We start from the raw sequence: 13362 nt of genomic DNA on the forward strand, positions 1-13362 counted from the left end.
TAAATCCCCCGCATGTCCTCGCCCAATGCCCCCGACCGTTTCAACGAAGAGAAATCCACCTTCGCTGTCCGCGGCAGCGATGCGCCCGATCTGGATGCCGGCGTCGCGGCGATCCGCAACGTGCTGGCCACGCTGCCGACGCGGCCCGGCGTGTACCGCATGCAGGATGCCCGCGGCGACGTGCTGTATGTCGGCAAGGCGCGCGCGTTGAAAAACCGCGTGACCAATTATACGCAGGTCGATCGTCTGTCCAAGCGGCTGCAGCGGATGATCGCGCAGACCCGCAGCATGACCATCGTCACGACCAATAACGAGGCCGAGGCGCTGCTGCTCGAGGCGCAGCTGATCAAGCGCTACCGCCCGCCGTATAACGTGCTGCTGCGCGACGATAAGAGCTTCCCGTTCATCCTGCTGCGCAGCGATCACGATTTCCCGCGCATCCAGAAGCATCGCGGCGCTCGGCGCGCGAAGGGCGATTATTACGGCCCGTTCGCCAGCGCCGGATCGGTCAACAACACGCTCAACGCGCTGCAGAAACTGTTCCTGTTGCGCAGCTGCACCGACGGCTTCTTCAAGACACGCGATCGGCCATGCCTGCTGTACCAGATCAAGCGCTGCTCGGCGCCGTGCGTCGGCCGCATCTCCAAGGACGATTATGCCGAACTGAACAACGACGCCAAGGCGTTCCTAGGCGGCAAATCGACCCAGGTGCAGGCCAAGCTCGGCGGGCAGATGGAGGCGGCCGCCGCCAACATGGATTTCGAGCTTGCCGCGATCCTGCGCGATCGGCTGCGCGCTCTGACCTTCATCCAGGGTAGCCAAGCGATCAATGCCGAGGGCGTCGGCGATGCCGACATCTTTGCGCTCGCCTGCAGCAACGGCGTGATGGGCATCCAGGCCTTCTTCATCCGCGGCGGGCAGAATTGGGGCCATCGCAGCTTCTTCCCGCAACACACCAACGAGGTCGGCGAGGAGGAAGTGCTGACCAGTTTCCTGATGCAATTCTACGAGGAAGTGCCGCCGCCCAAGGCGATCTTCGTCGATCGCGACCTGCCCGAGGCGGAGTTGCTCGGCGAGGCCCTGGGCGGGGCGGTCGGCTACAAGGTCGGGCTGTCGGTACCGCAGCGGGGGACGCGCAAGCGGCTGATGGAACAGGCGCAGCGCAACGCGGTCGAAGCGCTGGAGCGGCGACTGGCGGAAAGCACGACGCAGGCGAAATTGCTGCGCGAAGTGGCCGATCTGTTCGATCTGGCCGAACCGCCCGATCGGATCGAGGTGTATGACAACAGCCATATCCAGGGCAGCGCGGCAGTCGGCGCGATGGTCGTCGCCGGGTCGGAGGGGTTCCGCAAGGGCCAGTATCGCAAGTTCAACATCAAGGAAGCGCAGACCAACGACGATTTCGGCATGATGCGCGAAGTCTTCCAGCGGCGGTTCGCGCGCGCGCAGGCCGAGGATCCCGATCGCGATGCCGGCGACTGGCCGGATCTGGTGCTGATCGATGGCGGGCGCGGGCAATTGAACGCGTGCAAGGCCGTGCTCGAGGAAATGGGCATCGAGGATGTGTGCCTGGTCGGCATCGCCAAGGGGCCGATGCACGGCCGCGATGGGCGCGAGGTGTTCCACATGCTCGACGGGCGCGAGTTCCAGTTGCCGGTGAATGCGCCGGTTTTGTTCTATCTGCAGCGCTTGCGGGACGAGGTGCATCGGTTCGTGATCGGGGCGCATCGCGACAAGCGTTCGAAGGCGATCGGGGCGAGCCCGCTGGATGAAGTGCCGGGCATCGGGCCGGCGCGGAAAAAGGCGCTGCTGATGCATTTCGGCACCGGGCGCGCGGTGCGCAATGCCAGCCTGGCGGACCTGCAGCAGGCCCCCGGCGTGTCGGCCGCGGTGGCGCAGCAAGTGTATGATTTCTATCACGGGCGGTGAGGCTTGCCCCAATTTCGCCATCCTGACGGAAGTCAGGATCCATCGCGCCGCGGTGGCGATCGGACGTGAGGCACGATGGATCCTGAAGCGTGTTCAGGATGACGGGGCTCTGGCGGACGATTGCGGTTGCTACCCACCGGCCCCGCGCTAGACTGACCTCCTATTTACGGGGGTAAGTGCATGTTTCGGGCTATTTTCTTCACCACGCTCGTGGTGGTCGGCAGCGCCGCGCATGCCGGCGACAAGCCGCTTTATGCGCCCGTCCCGGCCTGGGTGAAGCCGGCGCCGCCGATCGCCAAGCCGAAGGACGGCGAGGACGCGCCGATCGCGTTGATCTTCGATCAGCAACAGCGGCTGCAGGACGGCCAGCTCTGGGCCTATATGGACACGGCGACGCGCATCGCCTCGGCCGATGTGCTGAGCGGTGCGGGCACGGTGCAATTGCAATGGCAACCGGAGGAGGGTGATCTCACGATTCACCGCGCGGTGATCCAGCGTGACGCGGACGAAATCGACCTGCTCAACAACCCCACTCGCTTCACCGTGCTGCGCCGCGAATCGCAGCTCGAGATGCTAGAAATGAATGGCGTGCTCACCGCGACGCTGGCGGCGGAAGGCCTGCGCATCGGTGATGTGCTGCGCATCACCTATTCAGTTACGACGACAGATCCGGCGTTGCAGGGCGGGGTTCAGACGCTCGTGCCGCTACCGGCCGCGCCGGCGCGCATCGGTTTCGGCCGCGCGCGGCTATTGTGGAAGTCGGCGACGCCGATCATGTATCGCACCTATCTTCCGGGCGTAGAAGCGACGGCGAAGGACGTTGGCGGCTATCGCGAGATCGAGCTGCCGCTGCCGCTTGCCAAGCCGGCCGACCTGCCCGCAGACGCCCCGTTGCGGGTGCGGGGTCTCTCGCTGCTCGATGCCGGCAGCTTTGCCGACTGGCCGGCGGTGTCCAAAGTCATGGCGCCACTCTATCGCACCGACGGGACGATCGCGCCCGGCAGTCCGCTCGCTGCGGAAGTCGGGCGTATCGCCAAAGCGAGCGCTGATCCGCGCGCACGCGCCGCCGCGGCGCTGCAATTGGTGCAGGGCGAGGTGCGCTACCTATTCCAGGGTATGAACGGCGGTAATTACACCCCGCAAGCGCCGGCGCAGACATGGAACCTGCGCTACGGCGACTGCAAGGCCAAGACATTGCTGCTGCTGGCATTGCTCCACGATCTGGGCATCAAGGCCGAGGCGGTGACCGCACACACTGAATTGGGCGATTTGCTGCCGAAGCGCCTGCCGATGCCCGCGGCGTTTGATCACGTACTGGTGCGCGCGACGATCGACGACCGGTCGCTATGGCTGGACGGTACTGCGCAGGGTGCGCGGCTCGCCGATCTGGACGACGCGCCACCGTTTCTATGGGTCTTGCCGTTGCGGGATACCGGGGCCGCGCTGATGGCGGTGCCGCGCAAGCCCGCGGGCCGCGTCGATATGGCGGTCGCTCTCGACATCGATCAGCGTGCCGGGCTGGGCATTCCCGCGCCATATCGCGCGGTGCTGACCGTGCGCGGGCCGATGGCGACGCAATTGGCCACCGCCGCTGGGCAACTGCCGGCCAAGGAGCGCGGCGAGATGCTGTCAGGCATGGTTCAGTCGATGATTGGCAGCGAGGCGCAGCCCATTGATGAGACCATCACGCAAGACGCTAAGGCGGGCACCGCCGTTATCACCGCGTCGGGCATTATGATGGGCGGCTGGAGCTTTGCAGAGCAGCGAAATAGCCGCATGCTCGATCACATTGTATCCAGTCTGGAATTCAGTCCTGATCGCACCCGGCCGGCCTGGCATGACATTCCCGTGGCGACCCGTGGCGGCGGCAGTATTGAATTTTCAACAACGCTCAGACTGCCCATGGAAACGACCGGTTTTACGTTGGATGGAGATACTAGACTCTCCGAAATAGTGGCCGGCGCGAGGTTGCAGCGGACGGCAACGCTGACGGATGGCGTGGTCCGGCTGGTTGAGCGCGGCGACGCAATGGGCACTGAGATCGCCCCCGGTGAGATTGGCTCAACGCGCGCCCGGTTGGCTCTGGCTAAGACAAGGTTGGTTCGGGTGATGGCGCCGGAAAACTATCCGCCGCGCTGGCAGGTCGTGCAGGCATCGCGTCGCGCGGGCCGGTTGCAGGTCGTCGAGGCAGCGTACGCTAAAGCAATCGCCAGCGAACCCAAGGAGATGCTGGGCTATCAGAACCGCGCCGCATTTCGCGCCGGAACGTATGATCAGCGTGGTGCGATTGCCGATCTGGATCGCGCAATCGCGATCGAGCCGCAATTGGATCATTACCTCAAGCGTTCCCGGCTCTACGATGCGATTGGCGACTATCAGAAGGCGCTGGTCGATGCGGAAACTGCATTCGGGCTGGATTCCGGTGCTCTCGAGACGGTACGACGGCTTGCTGATGCACGCGTGCGCGCGGGCAAGACCGTCGAGGCGCTGGCGCTGCTTGACGAACGCATCGCCGCCGGCGGGCAGGATATGGCAAGCTATCTCGAATCGAAGGGGCAAGTGTTGTCCTATGCCGGCCGCGGCGCCGAGGCCGTGGCCGCAATCGACTTGGCAGTGAAGCAGAAACCGTCCAATCCGATGCTGCTTAACGCGCGCTGCTGGAGCAAGGCGATCAACAAGCTTGCGCTGGATACCGCGCTTAAGGATTGCACACGCTCCATCGAGTTGGGCGAGAGCCCGGCTGGCGCGTTTGACAGCCGCGCACTGGTCTATTTCCGTTTGGGGCGGATCGACGACGCACTGACCGATGTTGAGGCGGCGCTGAATCTCAGCCCTAATCAGGAAGGCAGCCTGTACCTGCGAGGGGTGATCCGCCGACGCAAGGGAGACAACGCGGCCGGCGATGCAGACTTAGCGGCGGCCCGTCTTATCATGCCGGCGATCGACCAGGAATATGCACGCTGGGGCATCGTGCCGTAACGACCGCATCGTTATTGCCGAATTGTTCACCTCACCATGCTATCCCAACGGCCATGGCTCCCGTATTCCTCACCGTCGATACCGAGCTGGGCTGGCGGCATCATATGGCGCGGCTGGATGTCGACGCGCTGTTCGCGCGCTCGATCGAGCCGGCCGGGGTGGGCATCGCCTATCAGCTTGCCACCCTCGCCAAGCATCGGCTGAAGGCCTGTTTCTTTGTCGATCCGCTGCCTGCCTTGCTGTTCGGGATCGAACCGATGCAGCGGCTGGTCGGGGCGATCCTCGCGGCGGGGCAGGAGGTGCAATTGCACGTCCATCCCAATTGGGTCGGCGCGGTGGCGGGCGATGGCGGCGCGGCGCACGGCAAATACGAGCTGATCGACTATAACGAGGATGAGCAGCGCGAGCTGATCGCCCAGGCGCGCGATCTGCTTGTCGCGGCCGGCGCGCCGATGCCGCTGGCGTTCCGCGCCGGCAGCTATGGCGCCAACGACGCCACATTGCGGGCGCTGGCGACGCTCGGCTTCACCTATGACAGCAGCCATAACGGCGCCGAACATCCCTGGCCGAGCGCGATCGACCTGCCGATCACGCAGATCGCGCCGATCCGCCATCAGGGTGTGATCGAAGTGCCCGTAACGTTGATTCACGATCGACCTGGGCGATCGCGCAATTTTCAGATTTGCGCCCTCTCGGGCGGCGAGATGGCGGCGGCGCTCGATCATGCGGCGGCCAACCATCACGCCGCAGTGACGATCGTCAGCCACAGTTTCGAGCTCGCCAACCGGGCGGGGACGCGGCGCAACAATGTGCATGTGCGGCGTTTCGAGGCGCTCTGCACGATGCTCGCGGCGCGCCGCGATACGCTGCCGACGGTGCCATTCGCGCAGGCCGATCTGGCCTTGGGCCAGCACGATGCGCCGCTTGCGCCGAACACGCTGCGCACCGGCTGGCGCTATGTCGAACAGGCCTGGTCGAACCTGGTGGAGGAGCGCGCGGCATGACCGCCGTGCCATTGCCGCTGAGTTTCCGGATCGGCGCGCGCACCCTGGCCTCGATCCCGCGGCGATTGGTGCGCGTGCCGCTGGATCTTGCCGACGTGATCGACGGGCGCCTGCCCGTGCTGCCGCCGCTGGAGCCGGCGGCGCATGGCTATGCGATCACGTCGTTACCGGAGGCGCAGGCGTCGTCGATCGCCCAGGCGGGAATGATCGCCTTCGTGCGGCAGCGCTACACGCGTTATTATGCCGATCTGACGATCGGGTATGACGCCTATCTTGCGACGATGTCGTCCAACACGCGATCGTCGCTGAAGCGCAAGGCCAAGAAGCTGGCCGCAGCGTCGGGCGGCACGCTCGATGTGCGGCGCTTTCGCACGCCGGACGAGATGACCGCGTTCCACGCGATCGCGCGGCACATTTCGGTGCTGACCTATCAGGAGAAATTGCTCGACGCAGGGCTGCCCGACGATGCCGATTTCCTGCGCCAGATGGGGGCGCTGGCCGCGGCGGATGCGGCGCGTGGCTGGCTGCTGTACATAGCGGGCGCGCCCGCGGCCTATCTGTATTGCCCAATCCACGCGGGTACCGTGGTTTACGAATATCTCGGCCATAATCCGGCGTTCGACGAATTGTCGCCCGGTAGCGTGCTGCAGATGGAGGCGCTGCGCGACCTCTATGCCGAGCCCGGGCTGCTGCGGTTCGATTTTACCGAGGGGGAGGGGCAGCACAAACGGCAATTCTCGACCGGCGGGGCGGCCTGCGTCGATGTCTTGTTGCTGCGGGCGAGCATTGCCAACCGACTGGCGCTGCTGGCGCTGGGCGGGTTCGATCGGACCATTGCGTTGGGCAAGCGTGGCGTGGAGCGGTTTGGCTTGCGGGATTGGGCGAAGAAGGTGCGGCGGGCCTAAATTCCCTCTCCCTTCGGGAGAGGGAGGGAGGAGCGAAGCGACGGAAGGGTGAGGGTGACGCGCCCTCGATCCGTCAATCGCCCTCACCCTCCCACGCCCTCGGCACGGGCCCCTCCCTCTCCCAAAGGGAGAGGTGTAAGAGGCGTCCATGCACCTGCGCGCCGAAGCCTTGATCCTCGCCGTTCGCCAGCATGGCGAGCACGGGAGCATCGTACGCGCGCTGACCGCCGAGCACGGCCTGCAGGCAGGCTATGTCCGAGGCGGGCGGTCGCGGCGCATTCGGCCGATCCTGCAGCCGGCCAATCTCGTGCTGGGCGAGTGGCGCGCGCGCACTGATGACCAGCTGGCCGGGCTGACGCTGGAGCTGATCCACAGCCGCGCGCCGCTCTATGCCGAGCCGCTGCCGGCTGCCGCGCTCGAATGGGTCACCGCGCTCACCGCCACCGCCTTGCCCGAGGCGCAGCCTTACCCCCGCGTGCATGGCGCGCTGACCGGCGTGATCGGCGCGATCGAGGCGGCACCGGCGGCGCGCGGCTGGGCGGTGGCGCTGGCACGGTTCGAACTGCTGCTGCTGGCTGAATTGGGCTATGGGCTGGAGAGCGACGATCTGCCCGATATCCTGCGCACCGGGGGCGAGGCGGGGTGGGTGGATATCCTTGCCGCGCTAAAAGTGACCGGCGTGGCGCTGGAGGCGGATATCCTCACCGATCGACGTCACGATACGCTCGCCGCCCGGGCGCGGCTGGTCGAGCGGCTCAAAAGGGCGGTTGCGTGAGGGCAAGCGGGGCGGCAAAGGCTCCGCCACCACTTCTTTCCGGGAAATCCTCATGCCGCTGATCGCAATCCTCGCCGGAGATGGCATCGGCCCCGAAGTCACCGCCGAAGCCCGCCGCGTGCTCGACGCGCTGGCGCTCGACCTGACGTTCGAAGAGGCATTGGTCGGCGGTGCGGCCTATCACGCCACGGGCCACCCGCTGCCGCCCGAAACGCTCGACCTGGCCAAGCGCGCGGATGCGATCCTGTTCGGCGCGGTCGGCGATCCCGCCTGCGACACGCTCGAACGGTCGCTCCGCCCGGAACAGGCCATCCTGGGCCTGCGCAAGGAACTCGCCCTGTTCGCCAATCTGCGCCCGGCCAAGCTGTTCCCCGGCCTGGAAGACGCCTCCGCGCTGCGCCCCGAAGTTGCCGCGGCGATCGACATGGTGATCGTGCGCGAGCTAAACGGCGACGTCTATTTCGGCGAGAAGGGTATGCGCACCACTGCTGCCGGACTGCGCGAAGGCTATGACGTCATGAGCTATGACGAGGCGGAGGTGACGCGGATCGCGCATGTCGGCTTCCAGACCGCGGCCAAGCGCGGCGGCAAATTGTGCTCGGTCGACAAGGCCAATGTGCTGGAGACGTCGCAGCTGTGGCGCGACGTGGTGATCGAGCTTTCGGCTGAGTACCCGCAGGTTGCGCTGACCCACATGTATGTCGATAACTGCGCGATGCAGTTGGTGCGCAACCCCGGGCAGTTCGACGTGATCGTCACCGGCAATTTGTTCGGCGACATCCTGTCCGATCAGGCGAGCATGTGCGCGGGATCGATCGGCATGTTGCCCTCCGCTTCGCTGGATAGCGCCGGCAAGGGGCTGTACGAGCCGATCCATGGCAGCGCGCCCGATATCGCCGGGCAGGGCAAGGCCAATCCGTGCGCCACGATCCTGTCGGCGGCGATGATGCTGCGCCATTCGCTTGGCTTGGCCGAGCCGGCGGACCGGATCGAGCAAGCGGTCGGCCGCGCACTTGCCGGCGGCGCGCGCACGCCGGATCTGGGCGGCACCCTATCGACCGTCGCAATGGGCGATGCGGTGCTCGCGCAGCTGTGAACGACTTGCTCGAACTTGCGGTCATCATCCCGACGTTCAACGAATCCGCCAATGTGCCCACCCTCGTCGCCAAGTTGGATGCGGCGCTAGCCGGGCGGCGGTGGGAAGCGATCTTCGTCGACGATGACAGCCCCGACGGCACGGCCGACGTCGCCCGTGCCATCGGGCGGCGCGATTCGCGCGTGCGGGTGATCCAGCGCATTGGCCGGCGCGGCCTGTCCTCGGCCTGTGTCGAGGGCATGTGCGCCAGCGCCGCACCCGTCGTCGCGGTAATCGACGGTGACCTGCAGCATGACGAGACGATCCTGCCGGCGATGCTCGATGCGCTGCAGGCGGACGAGACACTCGATCTGGCGATCGGCTCGCGCTTCGTGCCCGGCGGCGGAACCGGGGAATGGGACAGCGACCGGGTCGCCAAATCCGCCTTCGCCACCAAGCTGGCGCGCGGCGTATTGAAGGCCGAGCTGAAGGATCCGATGAGCGGCTTCTTCATGATCCGCAGCGCGATCGTTCGCGATCTTACGCACGACATGTCTGCGATCGGTTTCAAGATCCTGCTCGACATCATGACGACCAGCAAACGGCCGCTCAACTTCCGCGAATTCCCCTATACGTTCCGCATCCGCACCGAGGGCGAGAGCAAGCTCGACCATGTCGTTGCGATGGAATTTCTCATCGCGCTGTACGACCGCATGTTCGGCCATGTCGTGCCGGTGCGTTTCGCGATGTTTTCGGCGATCGGGTTGCTTGGATTGGGCGTCCACATGGCGGTGTTGAGCGCGCTGTTCCTCGGGCTCGGCACCAGCTTTCGGCTTGGCGTGATCGTTGCGACCGGGGTCGCCATGACGGTCAACTTCTTCCTCAACAACGCGCTGACCTACCGCGAATTGCGTCTCAAGGGCGCGCGCGGTCTGGTGGGCGGCTGGGTGTCGTTCTGCGCGGTCTGCTCGGTCGGCGCGATCGCCAATGTCGGCGTGGCGGAATTCCTCCACGATGTGCAGCGCCACGAATGGGCGGTGTCGGCGATGATCGGGGTGGCGGTCGGCGCGGTGTGGAATTACGCGGTGTCGTCGCGCTTCGTGTGGGGGCGGTATTGATACGCCGGGGCAAACACCCGCCCACAGCGATGTGGGTATAACGGCAGACTTGGTCAATCGGCCGCCGGCCCACCGGATAGTCCTCCGGTGAACCGACGGCCGCGTTGATTAGAAGCGAATACCCATGCCGTACACGATCTGGTGACGCGTTGGTTTCAAGCTCGCCGAGAAATCGTCGGCAGCGACCGACGTCTTGCCATAGCTGCTGTAAACATATTCCAGGCGCCCGTAGATGCCACCGGCCAGATCACCCTCGACGCCAGCGCCAAGGTGAAAGCCATCGAAGTTTTTGCCTTCGTCTACGTCGGCCAAGATCAGCTCGTAGTCACGATAGGTCACGGACGTGCGCCCGTTCGAATAGCCGCCCTTGCCATAGAGCAAGAACGAATCCTGCACGACCGCCCCAACGCGTGCGCCAGCTGTGATATTGCGCCCCGCTTTCAGGCAGGCGCGATCTTCGCCATATAGCTCACTGCACGATTTGGTCGTCGACTCTTCCAACCCGACATAGCCGCCGATGACGAATTTGTTGTCCGGGCTATAATCATAGCCGATCTCACCACCATAGGTCACGCCGCTCTTGCTCGCGCTGCGGCTGATGCTGTCAGTCCCATCGGACAAGGTAACGCGAAGGTCAGGGCTGTCCCAGCCCACGCGTGCTTCGATGCGCGGACCGTTGAAAGACGGACCGGTCTCCTGAGCTAGTGCGGGGGTAGAAATTGCGGCGATCGCAACTGCGGCGCTGAGGCCAATGATCTTCATTCGTCACTCCGTATTCAGCCCAATTGCTGGCCTGAACCTTAAGGACGCTTACTGGTTAACAAATGCTTTGCCTTATCTCTCGAAAAGGCCCTCTAGCGAAGATCAAGGCCAGGTGGGAAACCAGATCCAGTGGCGGAAGGCCGCCGGCCCCGGCAGCGCCGCGGCGGAGATGATCGGGTAGAAATACACGAACAACAGCGCCACCACGGCCAGATAGGCTTCGTCCCAATGGCGATGCCGCGTGCGCAGGTGATGCACCGCGGCGGCGAGCGCGAGGCTCAGCCAGATCGTCGAGGGGTAATAATAATAGAAGAAGCCGAGCGATTTGGGGATGACCGCCCAGATCAGCAGCGAGGCCGCCCATAATCCGGCAATGCCGAGCAGCTGCCCCGCCCGTTGTTTTACGCCCGCCCATACGCACCATGCGACGGCGAGCAGCCCGCCCCACAGGATCGCCGGGTTGCCGAGCAGCAGGATGCCGCGCTGTGCCCCATCGGCGCGTTCGTAGAGATACCAGATCGGGCGGACCATCAGCGGCCAGCTCCACCAGCTCGATTGGTAGGGGTGCGGCGGCAGCACCTGCGTCTGTTGCAGGTACATGATCTTCTGGAACGGGATCAGTTCGGCCAGCGTCATTGGCTGGAAGCCGTAGAAGAAGGCCGGGGCAAAGGTCAGGAAGTAGGTCGTGACGCTGACCGCGCCGAGCGTCGCCAGCGCGGGCAGCGTCGCCATGTCGGGCCAATGCTTGGCGCGTCCGCCATCGCGCCAGCGGATCGCCAGGAAACCCAGCGCGACCCAGGCGACATAGGGGGCCGCGGTCCATTTCACGCCGACCGCCAGGCCGAGCAACACGCTGCCCAGGATCCAGCGCCGCCATACCCGGCCCGGCGGGGCGTAGGCCGAACGCAGCAAGGCGAGCATCGCCAGCACCAGAAAGGCGGCCATGAAACCGTCGAGCATGCCGATCCGCGCCTGAATGAACACGGTGAAGTTGAGGATCGTGAACAAGGCCCCGAACACTGCGGTGCGCGTGTTGCGGAACAGCGTCCACAGGATCCAGAACACCCCCATCACCACCGCGGTCGCGGCGATTGCCGAGGGCACGCGCCAGCCCAGCTGGTTATCGCCGAACAGCGCGATTCCCGTGGCGATCAGGCTCTTGCCGAGCAAGGGATGCTCGATATTGGCCGGGCCGCTCAACGCCAGCAAGGTGCGCGCCGCGGGGATGTAATGCGTCTCGTCGAACACCAGCACGCTCGGCCGAGCGATGTTGAGCGTGAACAGGAATTGCGCGGCGGCGCCAATCAATGTGGCGGGCAGGATCGGGCGGGGCTGGGCGGCGCTGGACATGAGGCATTGGCTTACCGGTAGCGACCTCTGTCGTCACCCGTTCTCCTGCGAAAGCAGGAGCCCAGAGCCACAAGCGTCAGCGTTTCGAACCCTGGGCTCCTGCGTTCGCAGGAGAACGGGTACGCATAAGCATTGACGCGCACCGACCCCGCCCGGCAAAGCGGGCCCATGAAACGCCGCACCGGACAAAATCGCGATATCACCCGCCAGTGGCGCCCCGCCACGCAGGCCGTGCGCGGCGGCACCGCGCGCAGCGAGTTTGGCGAAACCTCCGAAGCGTTGTTCCTGACCTCGGGCTATAGCTATGATTGCGCGGCCGATGCCGCCGCACGCTTCGCCGGCGAGCAGGAGGGCATGACCTATTCCCGGCTGCAGAATCCGACCGTGCAGATGCTCGAAGACCGTATCGCGCTGATGGAAGGGGCCGAGGCCTGTCGCACGATGGCTACCGGCATGGCGGCGATGACCGCGGTGTTGCTGTGCCAATTGCAGCAGGGCGATCATCTGGTCGGCGGGCGCGCGGCGTTCGGATCGTGCCGCTGGCTGACCGATACGTTGCTGCCCAAATTCGGCATCGAGACGACGATCGTCGATGCGCGCGACCCGCAGGCGTTCGAGGATGCGGTGCGCCCGAATACGAAGGTGTTCTTTTTCGAGACGCCGGCCAACCCGACCATGGATGTAGTCGATCTGAAGGCGGTGTGTGACATCGCCAAGCGGCACGGCATCACCAGCGTGGTCGACAATGCCTTCGCCACCTCGGCGCTGCAGCGCCCGATGGACTTCGGTGCCGACGTTACCGCCTATAGCGCGACGAAGATGATGGACGGGCAGGGCCGCGTGCTGGCCGGCGCGGTGTGCGGCACCAGCGCCTTTATCAACGATGTGCTGCTGCCGTTTACGCGCAACACCGGGCCGACGCTCAGCGCGTTCAATGCCTGGGTGGTGCTCAAGGGGCTGGAGACGCTCGATCTGCGCATCCACCGCCAGAGCGAGAACAGCCTTAAGGTCGGCGCGTTCCTGGAACAGCGCGTGCCGCGGATCCTGCATCCGGGGCTGCCGAGCCACCCGCAGCACAATCTGGCGATGAGCCAGATGGATGCGTGCGGGCCGATCTTCGCGTTCGAGGTCGCGGGCGGGCGCCCGCAGGCACATGGCCTGCTTGATGCGCTCGAACTGGTCGATATCTCGAACAATATCGGTGATTCGCGCTCGCTGATGACGCATCCGGCGTCGACCACACATTACGGCGTGGCGGAGGACAAGCGCATCGAGATGGGCGTGACCGAGAACCTGCTGCGCCTCAACGTCGGGCTGGAGGATCCGCAGGATGTGATCGCCGATCTTGATCAGGCGCTGACGGCGGTGGGGTTGTGAGCCTTTCGTACGCTCCCCCCTTCTACCGCTTCCCCGGCGTAGGCCGGGGCCCAGTCGCGACGGTCGATGTAACGGAGCGCAGCATTTG

Annotated in this window: 10 protein-coding genes; 8 read left to right on the top strand and 2 right to left on the bottom strand. The window is 65.3% G+C overall.

Annotation, left to right across the window (positions count from 1 at the left end):
- Positions 1 to 12: 12 nt before the first annotated feature.
- The 7 genes from uvrC to U1739_RS12075 all read left to right on the top strand — a co-directional run bounded on the left by uvrC (position 13) and on the right by U1739_RS12075 (position 9785).
- Positions 13 to 1929 carry an excinuclease ABC subunit UvrC gene (gene uvrC, locus U1739_RS12045; protein ID WP_332708335.1) on the top strand — a complete coding sequence of 639 codons (1917 nt, stop codon included), beginning with the start codon at positions 13 to 15 and terminating at the stop codon, positions 1927 to 1929.
- 180 nt (positions 1930 to 2109) lie between these two features.
- A complete protein-coding gene (locus tag U1739_RS12050; protein WP_332708337.1) occupies positions 2110 to 4908 on the top strand; it encodes a DUF3857 domain-containing protein in 2799 nt (932 codons plus the stop codon).
- 53 nt (positions 4909 to 4961) lie between these two features.
- Entirely contained in the window at positions 4962 to 5912 is a 951-nt protein-coding gene (locus tag U1739_RS12055) for a polysaccharide deacetylase family protein (protein ID WP_332708339.1), read from the top strand.
- Positions 5909 to 6817 (top strand): GNAT family N-acetyltransferase, encoded by a 909-nt coding sequence (locus tag U1739_RS12060; protein ID WP_332708341.1) that lies wholly within the window; start codon positions 5909 to 5911, stop codon positions 6815 to 6817. Before U1739_RS12055 ends, U1739_RS12060 begins: the two co-directional genes overlap by 4 nt.
- Before the next feature lie 148 nt (positions 6818 to 6965).
- Complete coding sequence (recO, locus tag U1739_RS12065) at positions 6966 to 7592, top strand: DNA repair protein RecO (RefSeq protein ID WP_332708343.1); 627 nt, start codon at positions 6966 to 6968, stop codon at positions 7590 to 7592.
- Between the two features lie 52 nt (positions 7593 to 7644).
- Positions 7645 to 8688, top strand: a complete 1044-nt coding sequence (gene leuB, locus U1739_RS12070) for a 3-isopropylmalate dehydrogenase (protein WP_332708345.1) — start codon at positions 7645 to 7647, stop codon at positions 8686 to 8688.
- Positions 8685 to 9785: a glycosyltransferase gene (locus U1739_RS12075; protein WP_332708347.1), complete on the top strand. Its 1101-nt coding sequence runs from the start codon at positions 8685 to 8687 to the stop codon at positions 9783 to 9785. The genes leuB and U1739_RS12075 overlap by 4 nt, the downstream gene beginning before the upstream one ends.
- A 108-nt stretch (positions 9786 to 9893) precedes the next feature.
- Here U1739_RS12075 and U1739_RS12080 read toward each other — a convergent pair whose 3' ends face one another.
- Positions 9894 to 10547 carry an outer membrane protein gene (locus U1739_RS12080; RefSeq protein ID WP_332708349.1) on the bottom strand — a complete coding sequence of 218 codons (654 nt, stop codon included), beginning with the start codon at positions 10545 to 10547 and terminating at the stop codon, positions 9894 to 9896.
- 102 nt (positions 10548 to 10649) lie between these two features.
- Positions 10650 to 11897 (bottom strand): glycosyltransferase family 39 protein, encoded by a 1248-nt coding sequence (locus U1739_RS12085; RefSeq protein ID WP_332708351.1) that lies wholly within the window; start codon positions 11895 to 11897, stop codon positions 10650 to 10652.
- 168 nt (positions 11898 to 12065) lie between these two features.
- Here U1739_RS12085 and U1739_RS12090 point away from each other — a divergent pair, with 168 nt between their 5' ends.
- Positions 12066 to 13274: a trans-sulfuration enzyme family protein gene (locus U1739_RS12090; RefSeq protein ID WP_332708353.1), complete on the top strand. Its 1209-nt coding sequence runs from the start codon at positions 12066 to 12068 to the stop codon at positions 13272 to 13274.
- The last annotated feature ends 88 nt before the right edge of the window (positions 13275 to 13362 follow it).

The organism is Parasphingomonas puruogangriensis, assembly GCF_036663635.1.
In the GTDB taxonomy this organism is placed as follows: Bacteria; Pseudomonadota; Alphaproteobacteria; order Sphingomonadales; family Sphingomonadaceae; genus Sphingomonas.

Excerpts from the sequence above, each read along its gene's own strand:
- uvrC (WP_332708335.1), top strand. The coding sequence starts at position 13 with ATGTCCTCGCCCAATGCCCCCGACCGTTTCAACGAAGAGAAATCCACC.
- U1739_RS12050 (WP_332708337.1), top strand. The coding sequence starts at position 2,110 with ATGTTTCGGGCTATTTTCTTCACCACGCTCGTGGTGGTCGGCAGCGCC.
- U1739_RS12055 (WP_332708339.1), top strand. The coding sequence starts at position 4,962 with ATGGCTCCCGTATTCCTCACCGTCGATACCGAGCTGGGCTGGCGGCAT.
- U1739_RS12060 (WP_332708341.1), top strand. The coding sequence starts at position 5,909 with ATGACCGCCGTGCCATTGCCGCTGAGTTTCCGGATCGGCGCGCGCACC.
- recO (WP_332708343.1), top strand. The coding sequence starts at position 6,966 with ATGCACCTGCGCGCCGAAGCCTTGATCCTCGCCGTTCGCCAGCATGGC.
- leuB (WP_332708345.1), top strand. The coding sequence starts at position 7,645 with ATGCCGCTGATCGCAATCCTCGCCGGAGATGGCATCGGCCCCGAAGTC.
- U1739_RS12080 (WP_332708349.1), bottom strand. The coding sequence starts at position 10,547 with ATGAAGATCATTGGCCTCAGCGCCGCAGTTGCGATCGCCGCAATTTCT.
- U1739_RS12085 (WP_332708351.1), bottom strand. The coding sequence starts at position 11,897 with ATGTCCAGCGCCGCCCAGCCCCGCCCGATCCTGCCCGCCACATTGATT.
- U1739_RS12090 (WP_332708353.1), top strand. The coding sequence starts at position 12,066 with ATGAAACGCCGCACCGGACAAAATCGCGATATCACCCGCCAGTGGCGC.